This is a genomic window from Streptomyces sp. NBC_00259 (assembly GCF_036181745.1).
Lineage (GTDB): Bacteria > Actinomycetota > Actinomycetes > Streptomycetales > Streptomycetaceae > Streptomyces > Streptomyces pratisoli.
In genome coordinates this window covers 764223-783220 of sequence record NZ_CP108080.1, presented here as the reverse complement: position 1 = coordinate 783220, position 18998 = coordinate 764223, and the positions used below count along the sequence as shown (strand labels likewise).

The window sequence follows — 18998 nt, the reverse complement described above, 5'->3', positions numbered from 1 at the left end:
TGAGCGCCGCCTCCGGCGCCCTCGGGTACGGCGCCGAGCGGGCGCAGTCCCCGGGATCACCACGGCACTCACCCCGCGCGGGTGATGAGGAAGTCGGCGCTCCCGGACAGCGTGGTGAGCTGCGGCGTGTCCTCGTCCTCGATGCGGACGCCGGTCCGCTCACTGAGAGTCTCGACGAAACTCAGGAAGTCCAGTGAGTCCATCTCCAGAACGTCGCGGAACGAGTCGTCGGGCCCCAGAGTGGCGAAGTCGGCGTCGGGGATGATGCGGGCGATGGATTCCTTGACCAGATCGAGTGCTTCGGTTCGGTTCACAGCTTCTCCGGGTGCTGCAGGAGGCGGTCGACCGCTGTCAGGTAGCGTCCGCCGACAGCGCCGTCCGTCGCTCGGTGGTCGGCGGACAGGGTGGCGGTGACCACGGGCCGTACGCCGAGCAGGCCGTCGACGGCGCACGGCCGGTCGACGACGCGTCCGAAGCCGACAAGGGCCACTTGGGGCGGGTAGATCACGCCGAAGACGGTCTCCACACCCTGGTCCCCGAGGTTGGTGACCGTGATGGTGGGGTCGGATACTTCGGATCCGCGCAGCCGACCCGTGCGCGCGCGGGCAACCAGGTCCTTCAGACCGGCCATCAGCTGCGGGAGTTCGAGAGCGTCGGCATGGTGCAGGGCGGGGGCAACGAGCCCGCCACCGCGCAGGGACACCGCAACGCCGAGATGTATGCCCTCGCCCGGAACGAAATGGTCCTCGGCCCAGAAACCGTTGAGTTCGGGCACCTCCCGGGCCGCGCGGGCCGCTGCCTTGAGCAGCAGGGCTGCCGGAAGCAGCCGCTCGCCTACCGGGCTGCGCCGGTTGTGTTCGTGCAGCCAGTCCATGGCGGCGGCCATGTCGACGGTCGTGGACAGGTAGTAGTGAGGGATGTCCCGGTTGGCGCGGGTCATCAGTGCGGCGATCGCCTGGCGCATCGTGGGTGCCCGACCCTCGGCAGGGCGCAGTGGAGTGGCGACGCGTGTCGCGGTGGTGGCTGCCGGCGCCGCCCCTGGTGTCGCCTTTCGCACATCTGCGGCACGAACGGCGCCGTTGCTGCCCGTCCCCGTCACTGTGGCCAGATCGACGTCGAGTTCGGCGGCCAGCCGTCGAGCCAGCGGAGTGGCCCGGATCCGAGGTGGCCGCGCGGCAGCCCCGGCCGCGCGATCGACGTCACTCCGGGTGACACGCCCTCCGGGCCCGGATCCGTGAAGGGTTTCCAGGTCGACGCCGATGCGCTCCGCGAGGTGTCGGAGCAAAGGGCCCGCTTCGGTGTGCCCGCGTTCGTGGGCAGCGGCCGGCACAGGAACGGGGGCGGGCTCTGACTGGGTGGGCGGTGTTGCGCGCTTCGGCGCCTGCGGCCGGGGCGGCCGTTTCCCCACGGCCTTGTCGGACGCTTCGATCAGCGCGAGCGCGGTGCCGACCGGCACCGTGGTGCCCGGCTCGACGAGCAGCCTTCTCACCGTCCCGGACTCGAAGCACTCCACCTCGATGGTGGACTTGGCGGTCTCGACGACCGCGACGGGGTCGCCCTTGCGGACCGGGTCACCGGGCTGTACCAGCCATTCCTGGAGTGTGCCCTCGTCCATGTCGGCGCCCAGGGACGGCATGGTGAACTCTCCCATGGTCAGTCCACCGCCCGGTGCGCCGCTGCCATGATGTCGGCGGTCTGCGGCAAGGCCGCCTCCTCAAGCTGCCGGGCGTACGGAATAGGGACCTCCGCGCTGCACACCCGTTCCACGGGGGCGTCCAGTTCGTAGAACGACCCTTCGGCGATTCGGGCGGACACTTCCGCGGCGAGGCTGCCCGTACGCCAGGCCTCGTCGACGACCACCGCGTGGTGCGTACGGGCCACCGAGGCGGTGACGGTCGCGTCGTCGAGCGGCCGGAGCGAGCGCAGGTCGATCACCTCGGCGGTGATGCCCTCGGTGGCCAGCTCGTCCGCCGCAGCGAGGGCCTTCGGCAGTGAGCCGCCGTACGTGATCAGGGAGATGTCGGTACCGGGCCGACGGATCGCGGCGTGATCCAGGTCCACGGGGGCGGTGGGCGGGGCCAGTTCACCGGAGGCGTTGTAGAGGCCGCCGTGCTCGAAGATCAGCACCGGGTCGGGATCGGCCAGGGCCGGGGCCAGCATGTGGCGGGCGTCCTCGATGGTGGCCGGAGCCACCACACGGATGCCGGGAATGTGCGCGTACCAGCCCTCCAGGCTGTGCGAGTGCTGTGCGGCGAGCTGCCGGCCCGCGCCCGTCGTCATGCGGATCACCAACGGTACCGGCAACTGCCCACCCGACATGTGCAACAGCGTGGCGGCGTTGTTGAGGATCTGGTCGAGGGCCAGCAGGCTGAAGTTGACAGTCATGATCTCCACGATCGGTCGCATGCCGGCCAGGGCGGAACCGATGCCAGCGCCCACGAACGCGGATTCCGACAGGGGGGTGTCGCGGACCCGTTCCGGTCCGAACTCCTCCAGCAGACCGAGGCTGACGCCGAAGCAGCCGCCGTACCGGCCCACGTCCTCGCCCATGAGGAAGACGCGGTCATCGGAGCGCAGGGCATCTCGCAGAGCCTCGCGCATCGCCTCTCGGTAAGTCGTCTTCTGTTCCTGGGACCGTCCACCGGTGCCCATGGTCAGCTCACCTCCGCCGAGGCACTGGTGACATGGCGCAACAGGTCTTCGACCGGCTCTACGGGCGCCTCTTCGGCCGCTGTGACGGCGCGATCCAGCTCGTCGGTGACCTGGCGCTCGATCCGGGTGAGCTCCTTGTCGCCCAGCTCGCCGTCCTCGCGCATGCCGTCGATGAGCCGAGTGATCGGGTCCCTGGCCTTCCACCGCTCGACCTCGGCCCTGTCGCGGTAGCGGTCCGGGTCGTACATGGAATGGGCACGGAAGCGATAGGTGCGCAACTCCAGGAAGTGCGGTCCTGCGCCTGCCCGGACAGCTTCGGCGGCACGGCGGGCGGCCTGATCGACGGCTTCGACGTCCATGCCGTCAACGGCCCAGGCGACCATGCCGTAGGAGGCGGCGCGCATGGCCAGGTCGGTTTGGGCCTCGTGCAGTGCGAGGGCGGTGCCCATGGCGTAAAGGTTGTTCTCGCAGACCAGCAGTAGCGGCAGGTTCCAGAGCGCGGCGAGGTTGGCGGTCTCGTGGAACTCGCCCTCGGCGAAGGCGCCGTCGCCGAAGAAGCAGCAGGTGACGCCGGGTTGTCCGCGCATTCGGTCGGCGAGGGCGAGGCCGGCGGCCAGGGGGAGACCCCCGGCGACAATGGCGTTGCCACCGTAGAAGCGGCGGCTTGCGTCGAACAGGTGCATGGATCCGCCCCGGCCTCCGCTGCAGCCGGTCGTCTTGCCGTACATCTCCGCCATGACGGCCTCGGCCGTGATGCCGCGGGCGAGAGCGTGGCCGTGCTCGCGGTACGTGGAGACCACCGCGTCCTCGGGCGTCAGCGCCTCGTTGACGCCTACGGCGACGGCCTCCTCGCCGATGTAGAGGTGGACGAAGCCGCGGATCTTCGCGGCGCTGTACAGCTCGACACAACGCTCCTCGAAGCGCCGGATGCGCAGCATGGCCTTCAGCAGGTCCACCCTGTGCTCTGTGCCTTGCCGCTCGGCGGGCGTCTTGGTCCTCGTGCTCTGCTTGTCCGTCGCGGCCTTCTTCGCAGGCTTCGACACCGCGGGCGTCTTTCGGGTGCGGGTGCTGCGGGTCGGGGTCATGTGGATCCCTCCAAGGTCGACAAGTCGCCGGTGGGCAAGCCGAGTTCACGGGCGCGGAGCAGTCGGCGCATGACCTTGCCACTACGGGTCTTGGGCAGGTTCTGGTCGAAGGCGATCTCCCGAGGCGCGACAGCCGGGCCCAGCCTGCGGCGGGAGAAGGCCAGCAGTTCCCGTTCCAGCTCCGGGCTCGGTTCGATGCCGGGGCGTAGCGACACGAACGCCTTGACGATGTTCCCCGCGACAGGGTCCGGCCGTCCGATCACTCCTGCCTCCACGACCGACGGGTGCTCCATCAGCGCGCTCTCCACCTCGAACGGGCCGATCAGATGTCCCGCGGACTTGATGACGTCGTCGGCTCGCCCCACGAACCAGTACCAGCCGTCAGCATCACGCCGGGCCAGGTCGCCGGTCAGGTACCAGCCGTCGGCGAACGTGGCCTCGTAACGCTCCTTGTCGTGCAGATAGCCGCGGAACATGGACGGCCAGCCCGGCCGCAACGCCAACTCACCCTCGACGTCGGGGTTCTCGACCAGCGTCACCCGGCCGTCGGTGATCAGCGCCCGGCCGTCCTCGCCTCGCTCCAGCACGGCTGCCTCGACACCCGGCAGCGGACGTCCCATCGAACCCGGCCGGATGTCGCATGCCACGAAGTTCGCGATCATGATGCAGCCGGTCTCGGTCTGCCACCAGTTGTCGTGCACCGGAAGGCCCAGCACCTCCTGGCCCCACAGCACCGCCTCGGGGTTGAGCGGCTCGCCGACGGAGGCGATGAAGCGCAGGTCGGACAGGTCGTACGAGCGGGGTAGGTCGTACGGCCCGTGGCGGGGCGTGGCGCGCATGAGCATCCGCAGGGCCGTGGGGGCGGTGTACCAGACGCTGACCCGCTGTTCGCCGAGGATCCGGTACCAGCGCCGGGCGTCGTAGTCGCCTTCATCGACGACGAGCGTCACGCCGTGGACGAGCGGAGCGACGATGCCGTACGACATGCCCGTGACCCAGCCGGGGTCGGCAGTGCACCAGTACACGTCCCCAGGGTGCAGATCGAGCGCGTACGCGGCCGTGGCGTAATGGGCCACCACGGCCTCGTGGACATGGACTGCACCCTTGGGAGTGCCGGTGGTTCCGCTCGTGAAGTGCAGCAGAGCCATGTCGTCGGGTGAGGTGGGCGGGATGGTGAACGTGTCCGGGGCGGCGGACATCAGTTCGTCGAAGGAGACCGTGCCGGGCAGTTCCTCTGCGCCGGGCCCCACGATGAGTACATGGTCGAGGCCGGGCAGCGACGACCGGCGCTCCGCCACCTTCCGCCGGTACAGGGCCGCGGTGGTGACCAGGAGCCGGGCGTCGCCGAGCCGCAGCCGCTGCTCGACGGGGTCGGGGCCGAATGCGGAGAAGAGCGGACAGAGCACGCTGGTGTTCTTCAGAGTGCCCAGCACTGCCGTGTAGAGCTCGGGACAACGGCCCAGAAGGGTGAACACCCGGTCGCCATGGCCGAGGTGGAGCGATCGCAGGACGTTCGCGAAGCGGGCCGTACGGCGGGCCAGCTCGGCGTAGGTGACCGTCGAGACGGTGTCGTCGCGGGCGATGCACCGCAGCGCTATCTTGTCCCCGTGGCCCGGACGGGCATGCCGGTCGACCGCCTCGTGCGCGATGTTCAGCCCGCCCCCGGGCAGACCGGCCAGTTCCTCGCGCGCCCGGGACCAGGTGAAACCAGAACGAGCCTGTTCGTAGTCGGCCAGATTCGGTGTGACGCCCGGAACCGGGTCCTTACGGATCGTCTCGCAGCGCATGGGCGCTCCTCCCGACGTCTGCTCCTGCCTCCAGAGTCGCCGAGCCTGAACCGGGCCGCACGGTGACGGTCACGTCCCGGGCCGATCGGAGCAGGGCCCTGCAGGGTGGGGCGGGCCCGGCCCCGCCGTCGAAGACGACCTGGAGCGGGCCGCACCGCGGGAGAGGGCCTAGCTACTTGCCCCTGAAAAAGAGTTCGCCCAGCTCAGAGGCGATTTCGGGGGCGGATCGTGGTGGCGTCACCTGCGGGTGGGGCCGTGTCATCGGCTGACGACGGCCATCCGCTGCAGGTTGTAGGCGAAGATCCCGAGTCCGGTCCAGCTCTGCGCACCCGCCAGGCGGCGCAGGCGGGTGCGGCGGAGTCCGAAGGTGCGCTTGAGGTGACTGATGCGGGCCTCGATACCAACTCTCCAGTTCCGCATCCGTCGGAATGAGCGGCTGCGTTCGTATTCGCGGCGTGTCTTTCCGGGCTTGCCGGCTCGTTGAAGGCCGATCCGCTGGACGCCGAGTTCGGCGAGTGCCAGGTCGTTGGCCGCGGTGCCAAAGCCGCGGTCGGCGACGACCGTGCCGGGCGGCCGGCCGGTCAGCCTGGTGACGCGTCCCACCGAGGGCACCAGCTGAGGTGCGTCGGGTGGGTTCCCGCGCTGGAGCTGGTGATCGACGACGAAACCGCGTTCATCCTCGGCCACCAGCGCGGTGTAACCGAACTGGGTGGGGTGCTGGGGCTTGCCCTTGCGGATCGGCCGGGCGTCCGGGTCGGCCAGCGAAACCAGTCGGTCGGGGATTGTGCGGATGCCGGCCAGCCGCAAAGCGGTCTGCTCCAGCAGCCGTCGGGTGCCTGCCACGCTCTCGGCCAGCTCACCCAGCAGATACGCGAGCTGTCCTGACGGCCGTTTGCCCAGTGTCCGGCGGGCGTTGCGCTCCACTGCGGTCACCTCCCGCAGTGTTGCCCGGGCCACCGTGGCGATCTCGCCGGTAAGCCGGTCGATCTCGCCCATGGCCTGGCCGGTGCGCCGCCGCAGCGTGCGTGAGATCTCCTTCACGCGGCGGCCCGCTGACCGGCTTCGGTCCCGGAAACGGGTGCGCCTGGCGGCGCCCGCGGACTTGATCCGCCTCACCAGTCGGCCCAGCTTGCGCACCCCGTGCTCCAGCAGATCGGCGTCCGTGGGGTGGTCGATATCGGCTTCGACCACGGTGGTGTCGATCCGCAGCTTGCGACACCGCACGAGCTTGTCCTCGACCAGCTTCCCCAGCAGCGCGGCGTTGAGGTGTTCCACGATCTGCGGGCCGCTGCGGCGTACCAGGTTGATCAGCGTGGTGGGGTGCGGCACCGGAGAGGTCAACGGGATCCTGCAAAACCGCCGCCAGCTCAGCGAATCCGCCACCTCGCGGCATAACGTCTCGTAGCCGAGCTCCTAGCGATGCTTGAGGTACAGCAGCCTCAGCAGTGTCTCGACCGGGACCGAGGGACGCCCCAGCCGCTCGGCGAACACCGCCCGCCACGGGGCAATGAACCGTTCGTCGTCCAAGAACGCATCGATCCGGGCCAGCTCCGGGGACAGCTGTCGCGTCTGTTCCGGCAGCACGTCCCACCACGAGTCCTGCACTCCCGCGACACGCAACATCGCCACCACCCCCGGCTGCCGATGACCCACGTCAACTGTCCCGGCCAACCGATGGCTCCCACCAGCTCTCCCCAAAGCGTCACACCGCCAGCAGCCCCGACTTCTTCAGGGGCAAGTAGCTAGGGGGTGTCCGGTGGGTCACCGGACACGCCGTAGGAGTCGCTTGGATCGCGCAGTACCGTCCAGGCGACCGGGCCGAGTACGTCGGCGAGGCGTTGGAAGACGTCGAGGAAGAGGTCGTCGATGGTCAGGAGCCCGGCGACGTGCCCGTTCTCGTCCATGACGGGCAGCCTGCGCACGCCGGATCTGCGGAAGGTCCGGTAGGCGGTCCGAATGTCGTCGGTGGATGCGAGTGTGATCACGGAGGGTGTCATCAGCCGCGAGACGGGAGTATCCGGGGGGATGTCGAGGGCCAGGCAGCGCATCACCAGGTCGCGGTCGGTGACGATGCCGCGCAGGTCGCCGCTGTCGTCGACGACCAGCAGGCAGCCGACCGAGTCCTGGCGCATGCGGCGGGCGGCCTGGGCCGCCGAGGTATCCGGGCGCACCGTCACAACCGGCGACATCATGTACTCGGATGCCTTCACGGCACACTCCCCTTTCTCATTCGAGCGGGGAGTGTTCTCGAGGCAGTGGCTCCCCCCGAGGCAAGGATCCGGCATGGGTGGGTGTCGGTCCGGGCCGACACACGAGAGCAGGGCGAGCCCGGGTGCCACGGCGAGCCGGCTCATGAGCGCCGGTCCGCATCAGACGGTCGGGGGATACCGTCGGGGCTGGTGCTCCACCCCTGACCGGCGAGGGGCCGTATGTCTCCAGGGAGCCGTTGAAATTCCGTCGCAGGACGCTGAGGGGCAACCGGCGCGCGGCGCTCGGCCGGCCATGAGCTGCTGCCGTCAGGGGCTGCGTAGGAGTACATGGTCCACGTCGCCGATGTCGGCTCTCACCCCGTCACCTTTGCACACCGCCTGTGACAGCCCGGCTGCGGGCCAGTGCGGCGTCCGGCCCGCGGCGGCTACTGGAAGGCGGCATGGATCTCCTGCTCGGTCGCGGAGTGGGAGACCAGGAGGAGTTCGTCGCCGGGCCGGAGCCGCATCTCGGGCGTGGGGACGGTGGGTTGGCCCTCGCGGACGACCGTGGCGATGACGGTGCCTGCGGGGAGGGTGATCTCGGCGAGTGTGCGGCCCGCGGCGCGGGACTGCGGTGTGATGGCGGTTTCGATCACGTCGACACCCGCTTTGCTCAGGCGCAGGAGCGACACGGTATCGGTGGCGCCGGTGGCTTCCTCGATGAGGGAGATGAGGGGCGTGGCGGCGGGGACCGCGGTGTCGACTCCCCAGTTCCGGTCGAAGAGCCAGGCGTTCTCCGGGTCGTTGACACGTGCCGCGACACGGGGGACGGCGAACTTCCGCTTGGCGAGGAGGCTGATCACGAGGTTGTCCTCGTCGTTTCCGGTGACAGCGATGATGAGGTCGGCGGTGTGAGCGCCCGCGTGTTCGAGGAAGGCGGGCTCGCAGGCGTCCCCGGGGACGAGGCGTACAGGAAGGTGGCCTTCGAGCTCGGCGATGCGGTCCTCGTCGACGTCGACGAGGGTGACGTCGTTGCGGGCGGCGGCGAGGACCTGGGCGATCTGGGTGCCCAGGCGCCCGGCGCCTGCGATGAGGGCCTTCATGCCCCGAGCTCCTTGTCCAGGAAGCCGCGCAAGCGGCCGAGGGCGGTGGCAGCGACGGCGAAGGTGACCAGGTCGCCGACTTCGGCGGGGGTGCTGTGGGAGGGCACGAGGGAGCGCCCTGCGCGGGTCACCTCCACGACACGGATCTCGCCGTCGACATCGAACTCGGTCAGCAGCCGACCCGTGAGGTAGGCGGGCAGCTCGGACCGGATCAGCAGGGTTTCGCCGTTGCCGAAGGCGAGTTCGGGCGTGAGGTGGCGGTGCAGCAGCATCTGGTGGATCTGGTGGACCGTCCAGCGGACGCTGGCGATGGTGGGGATGCCGAGATCGCGGTAGATGTCGGCGCGGCGGGGGTCGTGGATGCGGGCGAGGACGATCGGGACACGATAGGTCTCCTTGGCTGTCCGCGCGCTGACGATGTTGCTGTTGTCGCCCGAGGTGACGGCGACGAAGGCGTCCGCGTGCTCGATACCCGCCGCGTCCAGTACGACGCGGCTGTACGCGTTGCCCTCGTGGAACCCACCGGGAAAAGTGTCGGGCAGATGCCTGCGGGTCCTGGGCAGGCGATCGATGAGCCGTACGTCATGGCCTTCGGTGACGAGCTGGACGGCGAGTGTGGATCCCACCCGCCCGCAGCCTGCGATGATCACTCTCATCCCGCTCCTCCCGTCGAGCTCCTCGGCCGGTGGCGCAGCCACCATTTGCGGATTTCCTCGGCTGCCAGCAGCAGTGCTCCGAAGCCGGCGAGAACCGCCCAGTCGGCGGCGTCCAGCGGCGCGGTGTTGAAGAGGGCCTGCAGCGGGGGGAGGTAGCTGATGGCCGCCATCAGCGCGATGCCGAAGCAGCCGGCGGCAAGCAGCCAGGGGTTGGACAGCAGCCCGATCCGGAACACGCTCTGCCGGTCGGTGCGCACCGCGAGTGCGTTGAAGAACTGGCTGACCACAATCCCTGCTTGGACCATGGTGATCGCCTCGCGGTAGACGATGGTGTCCTCGGTGAAACCGGAGTACGGGATTCCGGAGGCGTGGATGTGCCAGAAGAAGACGGCGGTCACGCCGAGGGCCTGGATGCCGCCCAGGAACACGATGCGTCCCATCACGGTGGTGGAGAAAAGCCGTTCGCGCCGGGAGCGCGGCGGACGGTCCATGACATCGGGTTCCGGCGGCTCGGCGCCGAGCGCCAGGGCGGGCAGGACATCGGATCCGAGGTCGATCGCGAGGATCTGCACGGCGGTGATCGGCACCAGGGGAAATCCGGCGAAGGTCGCGGCCAGGATCGGCACGAGCTCGGCGATGTTGTGGCTGAAGAGATAGATGAGGAACTTGCGGATGTTCTGATAGACCGAGCGGCCGAGACGTACTGCCGCCGCGATGGAGGCGAACGAGTCGTCCAGCAGCACCATGACCGCGGCTTCCCGGGCGACATCGGTGCCGGAGGCGCCCATCGCGACGCCGATGTCCGCGTGCTTGAGCGCAGGGGCGTCGTTGGCGCCGTCGCCGGTGACCGCGACGACCTCGCCGCACCGCTGCAGGGCGGTGACCACTCGCATCTTGTGTTCTGGGCTGACCCGGCACAGCAGCAGCTCGCCCGAGTCGGCCAGCAGGGTGTCAAGGCCGGCGTCGTCCAGCTCGTCCAGCCGGGTACCGGTCACGACAGCGGGGGCGGGCTGCCGCACGATCCCGACGCGGCGTGCGACCGCCTCCGCGGTCAACGGATGGTCTCCGGTGACCATCACGATGCGGATCCCGGCCCGTCGGCAGGCGTCGACTGCGTCGCTGACCTCGGGCCGCGGCGGGTCGAGCATGCCGACCAGGCCCAGCAGTGTGAGCTCCCGTTCGGCCTCGTGCTGGGCGGGGTGGGAGTCGTCCACGGGCCGCGACGCCGCCGCCAGTACGCGTAGCCCTTGTGAGGCCAGTTGATCACTGGCTGCGGTCACCGCGGCGCGGAGTTCGCCGGTCAGCGGCTGCCGCACACCTCTCCAGTCGATGGCGGTACAGCGGGCGAGGAGCTCCTGGGGCGCGCCTTTGACGTAGACGCGGTACCCGTCAGAGGTCTTGTGCACGGTGCTCATCAGCTTGCGGTCCGAGTCGAAGGGGTACTCCGCCACACGTTGCGCGGCTGCTTCCTCGTCGGACAGGTCCACACCGGCCTTCGCCGCAGCGACGAGCAGCGCCCCCTCGGTGGTGTCGCCGAGCACCCGCCAGCCCGCGTGGTCCGGCTGGGGGTGGTGCCCCCCAGCGTTGGCCGGGGGAGGGACGAGCCGGGCGTTGGAGCACAGCCCGGCCGCGCGGAGCAGGTCGCGCGTCGGCCCGGGGTCGGCGACTTCGCCGACCGGTGCGTACCCCACGCCGGAAACGGCATGGGACACGCCGCCGGCCCACACCTGGACGACGGTCATCTCGGCCTGGGTGAGCGTCCCGGTCTTGTCCGTGCACACGACGGTCGTGGAGCCGAGCGCCTCCACCGCCAGCAGCTGCTTGACCAGGGCGTGCCGGCGGGCCATGCGGCGTACACCGATCGCCAGCGAGACCGACAGTGTCGCGGGGAGTCCTTCGGGCACGAGCGCGACCATCACCCCGAGGGCGAACACGAAGGTTTCCACGAGCGGCTGCCCGGTGGGTACGCGTACCGCGAACAGGGCGGCCCCGATCGCCAGCGCCGCACCCGCCACCCGGCGGGCCATCAAGGCGACCTGGCGCTGCAACGGGGTCTTCTGCCGCGGCGCGGCCGCCGCGAGCCGGTAGATCCGCCCGAATTCCGTCGTCGCACCGGTGGCGAACACCGCTGCCTTCGCGGAGCCCGCCACCACATCGGTGCCCATGAAGACGCAGTTACGGGCTTCGAGTACCGGGCTGCTCGCGACGGGTTCGCCGGTGCGACCGACGGCGTCGCTTTCCCCTGTCAGGGCCGCGTTGTTCACCGAGACCTCGTGCGCGTCGACGAGTCGGCAGTCCGCCGGCACAGCGTCCCCGGCTTCCAGGACGACGACGTCTCCGGGCACCAGGTCGGGCGCGGGCAGCTCCTGGCGCTCCCCGTCGCGGAGCACCCGGCAGGTGTGCGGCACCATCGCCTGCAAGGACTCCGCCGTCCGCTCGGCCGAGTACTCCTGCGCGAAGCCGATGGCCGCGTTCAGCAGCACCACACCCAGAATGGCCACGGCCAGCTGCAGGGTTCCCACGTCACGTGGCTCCTGGAGCGCGTAGGCCAGGAACGTGACCGCAGACGCGACGAGCAGCACGACGGCGAAGAGGTCGGTGAACTGGCCGACGAGGTCTCGCCACAGCCCTCTCCGCCCCGCCCAGGGCAGTTCGTTGGGCCCGAACCGGTCCCGCCGCGCCGCCACCTCCGCCGCCGTCAGCCCTCGCGGCGAGGTGCCCAGGGCCGCGAAGACGCCCCCGGTCGGCAAGGTCTGCACCGCCGGGCCGCCTCCGCTGCCGAGGGCCGTCGGTTCCCGGCCCCTGTCACCGGGTGTCAGTACGGAGGTTCCGGTACTCATGGTCCACCTTGGTGGGACGCGGTCACGGTACGACCACGCGGACCGCCGTGACCTTGTACTCGGGGCAGGACGTGACGGTGTCCACGCGGTCGGAGGTGAGGCGGTTCACGCCGCTTGCGGGGAAGTGGAAGGAGGAGAAGACCTGGCCGGGGGCTGTCTGTTCGCTGATTCGGGCGATGAGCCGGGCCCGCCCGTGCCTGATCTCCACGGCGACCAGCGCGCTGTCCAGGACGTCGTACCGGACGGCGTACGTCGCGGGTGAGGACACGGCCCTGATCGCGAGCCTGGAGGGGGACCAGGGCTGTGCGTGGCCGCGCGACGACGAACCGGCTCCCTCCACCACCTGGACGTTCAGGGTCGTGTCCGTACCGTGCACGGACGCACCGAGGTGCCCGTTCGCGTACGCTCGCCCGACCGCCTCCCGTATCCGCGCCAGGGTCTCGGGTCTGTCCGTCGTTCCCGCCCCGGCCTCGGCCAGCGACTCGATCAGCCGGTCTCCAGGCCGCCGGCGCCGGTCGGCAAGGGCCCGAAACGCGTCGAAACGGTCCGCAGGACCCACGGAAACCATGCCCTCATCGTGGCGGCAGTCGCCCGGGGCCGCATCCCGGCATCGGCGTGCGAGCGCGGCAGTGGGGCTCTCCCGACGGAGACGGAGGCCCCGCCTGCGAGGGGAAGCCTTCCAGCGTCTCAGGTCCGTGCCAGGGGCGACCGGTCCAGGAGCACGATGCCGAGCACAGCGGTGGCCGCTCCCACAGCCTGCACCGCCAGGGCCCACGTGGACGAGGCGAGTTGCTCGCCGAAGACGGCGACGCCGATCAACACGGCGCCGATCGGCTCAAGGGTGTCGATGATCGGCAGGCTGATGGCCAGGGAACCGGCCTGGTAGGCGCTCTGCGAGAAGACCAGGGCCGTCACGCCGACGGCGAGCAGTGCGTACGGCTCCCAGTGCGCCAGTGCGCCGAGTCCGTCGGCGCGGAACCGGCCCGCCGCACTCTTGGTGAGGCTGTCGAGCAAGGCGAACAACAGAGCCGCACAGGTCGCGTACAGGGCAGTCCGCGTCGTCGCCCGGCTTCTGCGCCCGACCGGAGCCAGCACCGCCACCGTGCCGCCGACGGCCGCGAGTACCGGCAGCCACGCGTGCCACGCCAGAACCTCCGACCCCGCGGGAGACGGTGGCAGGACCGTCAGGAACGCGGCAACGCCCCCAGCTGTGCACGCGATGCCCGCCCCCTCCCGACGCGTCAGGGGCAGGCTGCGGCGCCAGGCGAGCAGAGGCAGGGCGAAGACGAGATCGGTGGCGGCGAGCGGCTGGACCAGGACCAGTGGGCCATAGGCGAGGGCGAGGCCGAGCAGTGCGTAGGAGGCGATGGTCAGGCCCATGCCCGCCAGCCATTTCGGCCGGCGGGCCAGGTCGAGCACCAGCCGCAGCCGCAGTGACTCCCAGGCGGGCGCCTCGCTCGCCGCCTGCTGCTGGAGCACGGACGCGACTCCGAAGGTGAGTGCGGAGAGCAGGGCGGCCGGCACCGCGACAGCGGTGTTCACGGCCCCAGCATCCCGGCACGGGTGACCGTGGCCCTCCCCGACACGCAAGAGCCGGGCAACGTCGTGTGCGACCGGGGAGCCTGGCCGAGCGGGGTCAGTGATGGGCGACGATGGCGACGGGTGCGGCGCAGTGGTGGATCACCGCGTGGGTGACGGGTCCGATATGGGCACCCAGGCGAGACCGGCGGCTGCGACGGCCGACGACTACGAGATCCGCGTCGGCGGCGGACTGCGCCAGCAGTTGGGAGGGTGCGCCGACGGGTGTCAGCTCGACGACTGCCACCGAAGGGTACTTTCGCTGCCAAGGCGCCAGCGCGTCCCCGAGGCTGCGGGCGATGTCCGGTGCCATGTCCCGCTCGGCTGCTTCGAGCGCGAGCGCGTCGTGGACGACCGGCGGGAGTGACCAGCCGTGGAGCGCCCGCAGGCGGCCGCCGCGGCGTGCGGCCTCGTCGAAGGCGAAGCCGAGCAGCGGGTCGCAGGGCTGGTGGATGTCGACGCCGACGACCACGTCGCGCGAGGATCCGGCCGGAGTGTCCTGGTCGGCGCCCGGGAATGCCGGTGCCCGAACGAAGACGACAGGCCCCTCGGCGGCGGTGATCGTCTCCATACCGACTGACCCGAGGACGAAGCCCATGACGCAGCTCAGCCCGCGGGAGCCGAGCACCAGCAGATCGGCGTCGGCCGCCTCCGTCGCCAGGGCGGTGGACGGCCGTCCCGACAACCGGCGTGTGCTGATCTCCAGGGAGGGGTGCCTTTGACGCAGCCGTTCCGCGGCCTCGGCCAGGAGCTTGTCGGCCCAGAGTCGTTGTACGCCGGGTCGTTGTACGCCGGCTTCGGCCTCAGGATCGGCAGTCCAGACAGGCCACTCGTCCGCGTGCACGAGGCGCAGCGGCACCTCCCGCAGTACCGCCTCCCGTGCCGCCCATTCGGCAGCGGCGTCGCTCTGGAGCGACCCGTCCAGGCCGACGGTCACATGGCGGGACAATGGTGCCGGCCTCCTTCGCGCCGCATGCGCAGCCATGGCTTCAGGGTCCTTGTGCGACGCCCGTGCCATGAAGGGCCGAGTGGTCCCTGTGATCTGCCCCATGCGGGCCTGTGCCTTACCAGGGCTGGCGCCGGCCGTCGTCTTCTTCGCTCACTGCTCGCCCACGAACTCGCCCACGCCGTTGTGGCGCGCCGCATCGGAGTTGGCGTCCACGACATCATCCTGCGGCCTGGGCGGAGCGGCACGGCGCAAGTCGGAGGCATCGAGCGCTGCCGCCGAGCTGCGCATCGCGGACGTGGCCCACGTCTGCGGCCGCCCCGTCGGCCGTGCGGTCAGCGCCCCAGCGACGACCCGGACTACACCGAGTTCCTGGTCCGAGCCGGGATCGACTCGATCTCGGTCGCTCCCGACAGCTTCGCCGCGGTGAAGCGTCATGTGGCGGCAGCCGAGCAGGGCAGGGCCGACACGAGCCGAACGGACGACGGACCGGACTGACGCGGACCACCACACGGCCCCGGACGACCTCTCGCCGGATGACCACTCGGCTCCGGATGCACACGCGGCGACCGGCGTATCAGGGCGCGCCGCGTGTGGTGCCCGGTCCCGACTGGGTGGTCTGCAGGGCCTCCATGTCGCCGTGGGCGGTGGTCATCAGCTGACGGTCGAGGTCGTGGAGCGCGCGGCCGGCGGCCAGTTCGTCGCCGATCTCCGGCACGTCCCTGTCCTCGGCGTTGCATCTGGCCACACCGTGGCCGGTGAGGACCGCGGTTCCCGTGTCCAGTACGACGCGGGCCTTCGTCGTGTTGTCCTCCTCGAACAGGTAGAGCCGGATCTTCCACTCGGCTGTACGTGTCATGACGTCTTTCCGTTCGGATATGGCAGGAGATTCATCGCGGTACCTGCATCACGCCGCTGCCGTGGGGCGCGTAGAGGTCGAGTAGGCGGATACGGGTGGCCTGTAGCCGGTGGGCGACGACTTCCAGTACGCGGCGCGTGAGCGCGAGGCCGAATGCGGGATCCAGGTCGCACAGGGCGCGTACGGGCCTTGCGTCGAACTCGTGCGCCCGTACGAGACTGAATGCCTCGGCTCCCAGTCGCCAGTCGTACGGCGGCACCAGCCAGGACCAGCCGAGCAGGTCGCCGTGGCCCAGCGTCTCGACCGTGCCGGCGCGGCGGCCGTGTGCCTGGAGGTCGAGGGTGACGGTGCCGGTGCGGATGATCCAGAACCGGTCGGCCGGGTCGCCTTCGTCGAAGATGCGGGTGCCCGAGGGGAACGAGACCTCGCGCGAGCACGCCATCAGACGGTCCACGCCCTCCGACGGCAGTCCGTGGAGAAAAGTGCTGTTCATCAATGTCCTCCCTGGACCTGGCCCCGGGCGGTGGCTCTGTGCGGGCACGGGCCGTGTCCGCGCTTCCAGGCTGCCGCAGGCGGCATGTCACGCACTTGGGCCATGAGGTCCCCGGTGTGTGCCCATGCGGCCTTGTCCGCAGCAGGTCGTGTCGTGCCGGCCGAGGACGCTCCAGCCGGGCACGGCGGTCAGTCGTGGGCGACGACGGCGACGGGCGCGGGGGAGTGGTGGATCACCGCGTGGGTGATGGGGCCGATGTGAGCTCCCAGGGGGGACTTGCGGATGCGCCTGCCGACGACCACGAGATCGGCGTCGGTGGTGCAGTAGGTCAGCTGCTCTCCGGGTGCGCCCACAAGCGCCCGTTCGACGACGTCCACCGAGGGAAACTTCTGCCGCCAGGGCATCAGGAGGTCGGCGAGCGCGCGGCCGACTTCCGCGGCCACTTCGCGGCGGACTCCCTGATCGAGCGTGGGATCCGGGCTGAGCACCGGGGGGGAGCGACCAGCCGTATACGGCGCGCAGGGTGCAGTCGCGCCGTGCGGCTTCGTCGAAGGCGAAGGCCAGGAGCGCGTCGCAGGACTGGTTGACGTCCACACCGACGATCAGGTCGCGGTAGGGGCCGATGCGGGCGGGCGGCGGCCCGTCGTCCGGCTGCTCGGCTGCGCGTACGAGCACGACCGGCCGCTCGGTGGCACCGATCGTGGCCAGGCCGACCGAGCCGATCAGGAACCCCGTGATGCGACTGAGCCCCCGTGAGCCGAGCACCAGCAGTTCCGCCTCGCTCGCCTCGGCAGCGAGAGCCGCCGGCGGCCGCGCGGAGAGCCGCTGGGTGGTGATCTCCAGCCCGGGATGGCGCTCCCGCAGATTGTTCGTGACTTCGGTCAGCATTTCGTCGGACCAACGGTGCTGCGTTTCGAAGCCGTCCACCGGGACGGCTACGGACACGGGCCAGTCGTCGGCGTGGACGATGCGCAAGGGCAGGTTGCGCAACACCGCTTCGTCGGCAGCCCACGCCGCAGCCCAGCGGCTCTCGGGCGAGCCGTCCACGCCGGCGGTCAGATGACGGGTCATGGCACTGATCTCCTTCGGGGGCACGTCGGCGGCTTTCTTGTCGGCGTCTGCTGCCATCGGCGAGCCGGGGTGTCGGCAGACGCCGAGGGTCCCCCGTCGGGGCTGAACGACCCTGCTCACTACTACGATGAGGGGGCGGCCGGCGGTGTGTGGCGCGTGGGCGGAACGTGACCAGTGCGCTCGGACGTCCGGGGTGCGCGTCACGTGGTGCGCGTGATCTCGATGTGCTTCGGTTCCGGCTTCTGTTCGCCGAGGCCCACGCTGACGGTCAGCATGCCGTCCGCGTACTCGGCACGTACGTCGTTCTCGTCCGCGCTCTTGGGCAGGGCGAGACTGCGGGTGAGGGACCCATAGCGGAACTCGCTGCGGTGCTTGTCCACCTCACGCTCGGTGCGCTCGGCCTTGATGGTGAGGACGCCGTCATCGACGGTCAGGTCGAGATCCTTGACGTCGATGCCGGGGAGTTCGGCACAGACGATGTACCGGCCCTCCTCGGTGTACTCCTCGATCCTCATGGTGTGCAAGTCCGCCATGGCCGGCATGGTGAATCGAGCGGGGAAGGCCTCGAACCAGTCGGACAGGTCGGGAAACGGGAACTTCTGCTTGCGTGCGAGTGTGGCCATGACCAGGCTCCTCGGTATCTCGGTTACTACGTCTCCAGTCCACCGCGCCGGATTCACGATCGCAGGGGCCGAACAGGCAACAACGGGGCCCGAAGGTCACCATGCTCGCCGCCGTACGGCGATGCGGCTCACGAACGCCTCGGCCCCCTGGTCAACGTGCTCCCAGCGGCCCACGAGCGCCGCGGGGCGCCGGCGGCGGGAGACTGGGAGAGGCAGGGCATGTCTCGGCCGGAGCGAGTTGAGGAGCCGACCATGAGTGAGCGCGAGAAGTTCTCGGCAGGAGCCGAAGCCCGCCGCGCGGCCCCGGGCGGGCTTCCAGGGCCCGGCGAGCCCCGGCACCAGGAATTGCTGCTGCGGTACCTCGGCGCTGTGGCTTCGGTGTCCGCGAAACAGACTGCCGCACGCCGGCCTGCGGCCTCCGGGGCGGTGTCCGCCGAGCGAGCGACCGAGGCCGCTGGGGCGGGCGCCGAACCCGAGCCCTTGCTGGTCCGTGAGGTCATGGACGTCCCGGCCGCATCGGTGCGCGGAGACCTGCCGTTCCTGGACATTGCCCGGGCCCTGACCCGTGAACACATCGGGTGCCTGCCGGTGGTCGATACCGACGACCGCGTGCTGGGTGTGGTGTCGGAGTCCGATCTGCTGGCCAAGGCCGCCGTCGAGGCGTCGGGGCACCGTCCGGGCGGACTCGGCCGGTTGAGGGATCGGCGGCTGCGTGACGAGGCACGTGGCGAGACCGCCGAGACTTTGATGACCACGCCCGCCATCACCGTCTACCCCGGCCAAACGGTCGCCGAAGCGGCGTGGCTGGTGTCCCTGTCCCGTCTCAAGCGTTTGCCGGTGACGGACCACGACGGGCGCCTCGTCGGTGTGGTGCATCGGAACGCCCTGCTCAACGCCCTGATACGTGATGACGCCGAAATCCACGAGGAGATCGAGTCCCGGATCCTCGACAAGCACTTCCCGGCCGCCCCCGGCACCGTGGAGGTCACCGTACGCAACGGCGTGGTCGACCTCCGCGGCCACGTGGCGAAGGCCGATGTGCCACGGCTCCTCGCGCAGATCAAGGACCTCGACGATGTGACCGAAGTGATCGATCATCTCGGTGGTGCGTGAGTG

Annotated in this window: 17 protein-coding genes and 2 pseudogenes; 1 reads left to right on the top strand and 18 read right to left on the bottom strand. The window is 70.3% G+C overall.

Features of this window, described 5'->3' with window-relative positions; all coding sequences use genetic code 11:
* Window positions 1-68: 68 nt before the first annotated feature.
* From OG766_RS03450 to OG766_RS03365, 18 genes and pseudogenes are all read right to left on the bottom strand, one after another.
* On the bottom strand, window positions 69-314 hold the full coding sequence (locus OG766_RS03450; protein WP_328724531.1) for an acyl carrier protein: 246 nt from the start codon (window positions 312-314) through the stop codon (window positions 69-71).
* The gene (locus tag OG766_RS03445) at window positions 311-1651 is read right to left on the bottom strand and encodes a 2-oxo acid dehydrogenase subunit E2 (protein ID WP_328724530.1); all 1341 of its coding nucleotides are present in this window, start codon (window positions 1649-1651) and stop codon (window positions 311-313) included. The genes OG766_RS03450 and OG766_RS03445 overlap by 4 nt, the downstream gene beginning before the upstream one ends.
* A gap of 2 nt (window positions 1652-1653) precedes the next feature.
* The gene (locus OG766_RS03440; protein ID WP_328724529.1) at window positions 1654-2652 is read right to left on the bottom strand and encodes an alpha-ketoacid dehydrogenase subunit beta; all 999 of its coding nucleotides are present in this window, start codon (window positions 2650-2652) and stop codon (window positions 1654-1656) included.
* Window positions 2653-2654: 2 nt separating this feature from the next.
* Entirely contained in the window at window positions 2655-3737 is a 1083-nt protein-coding gene (gene pdhA / locus OG766_RS03435) for a pyruvate dehydrogenase (acetyl-transferring) E1 component subunit alpha (RefSeq protein ID WP_328724528.1), read from the bottom strand.
* Window positions 3734-5524: an acetate--CoA ligase gene (acsA, locus tag OG766_RS03430; RefSeq protein ID WP_328724527.1), complete on the bottom strand. Its 1791-nt coding sequence runs from the start codon at window positions 5522-5524 to the stop codon at window positions 3734-3736. The genes pdhA and acsA overlap by 4 nt, the downstream gene beginning before the upstream one ends.
* 258 nt (window positions 5525-5782) lie before the next feature.
* Window positions 5783-7147, bottom strand: a pseudogene (locus OG766_RS03425) (ISNCY family transposase).
* Between the two features lie 119 nt (window positions 7148-7266).
* Window positions 7267-7734 (bottom strand): CBS domain-containing protein, encoded by a 468-nt coding sequence (locus OG766_RS03420; RefSeq protein ID WP_266376467.1) that lies wholly within the window; start codon window positions 7732-7734, stop codon window positions 7267-7269.
* A gap of 425 nt (window positions 7735-8159) precedes the next feature.
* Entirely contained in the window at window positions 8160-8816 is a 657-nt protein-coding gene (locus tag OG766_RS03415) for a potassium channel family protein (RefSeq protein ID WP_266376468.1), read from the bottom strand.
* Window positions 8813-9472: a potassium channel family protein gene (locus tag OG766_RS03410; protein ID WP_266376469.1), complete on the bottom strand. Its 660-nt coding sequence runs from the start codon at window positions 9470-9472 to the stop codon at window positions 8813-8815. The genes OG766_RS03415 and OG766_RS03410 overlap by 4 nt, the downstream gene beginning before the upstream one ends.
* Window positions 9469-12312: a cation-translocating P-type ATPase gene (locus OG766_RS03405; RefSeq protein WP_266376470.1), complete on the bottom strand. Its 2844-nt coding sequence runs from the start codon at window positions 12310-12312 to the stop codon at window positions 9469-9471. The genes OG766_RS03410 and OG766_RS03405 overlap by 4 nt, the downstream gene beginning before the upstream one ends.
* Window positions 12313-12334: 22 nt before the next feature.
* Window positions 12335-12880 (bottom strand): molybdopterin dinucleotide binding domain-containing protein, encoded by a 546-nt coding sequence (locus OG766_RS03400; protein WP_328724526.1) that lies wholly within the window; start codon window positions 12878-12880, stop codon window positions 12335-12337.
* Between the two features lie 119 nt (window positions 12881-12999).
* The gene (locus OG766_RS03395; protein ID WP_266376474.1) at window positions 13000-13854 is read right to left on the bottom strand and encodes a DMT family transporter; all 855 of its coding nucleotides are present in this window, start codon (window positions 13852-13854) and stop codon (window positions 13000-13002) included.
* A 94-nt stretch (window positions 13855-13948) separates the two neighbouring features.
* Complete coding sequence (locus OG766_RS03390) at window positions 13949-14839, bottom strand: universal stress protein (protein ID WP_328724525.1); 891 nt, start codon at window positions 14837-14839, stop codon at window positions 13949-13951.
* A gap of 574 nt (window positions 14840-15413) precedes the next feature.
* Window positions 15414-15695 carry a DUF1876 domain-containing protein gene (locus tag OG766_RS03385; protein WP_328724524.1) on the bottom strand — a complete coding sequence of 94 codons (282 nt, stop codon included), beginning with the start codon at window positions 15693-15695 and terminating at the stop codon, window positions 15414-15416.
* Between the two features lie 31 nt (window positions 15696-15726).
* Window positions 15727-16188, bottom strand: coding sequence for a cyclic nucleotide-binding domain-containing protein (locus OG766_RS03380; protein WP_266376482.1), 462 nt, complete (start codon window positions 16186-16188; stop codon window positions 15727-15729).
* 188 nt (window positions 16189-16376) lie between these two features.
* Window positions 16377-16631: a universal stress protein gene (locus OG766_RS03375; protein ID WP_328724523.1), complete on the bottom strand. Its 255-nt coding sequence runs from the start codon at window positions 16629-16631 to the stop codon at window positions 16377-16379.
* Window positions 16632-17196: 565 nt separating this feature from the next.
* Window positions 17197-17259 (bottom strand): annotated as a pseudogene (locus tag OG766_RS03370) (hypothetical protein); the annotation flags it as partial.
* Window positions 17260-17459: 200 nt separating this feature from the next.
* Window positions 17460-17882: an Hsp20/alpha crystallin family protein gene (locus tag OG766_RS03365; protein WP_266376486.1), complete on the bottom strand. Its 423-nt coding sequence runs from the start codon at window positions 17880-17882 to the stop codon at window positions 17460-17462.
* Between the two features lie 252 nt (window positions 17883-18134).
* On the opposite strand from OG766_RS03365, the gene OG766_RS03360 reads away from it, so the two are divergent.
* Window positions 18135-18995 carry a CBS domain-containing protein gene (locus OG766_RS03360; RefSeq protein WP_266376488.1) on the top strand — a complete coding sequence of 287 codons (861 nt, stop codon included), beginning with the start codon at window positions 18135-18137 and terminating at the stop codon, window positions 18993-18995.
* The last annotated feature ends 3 nt before the right edge of the window (window positions 18996-18998 follow it).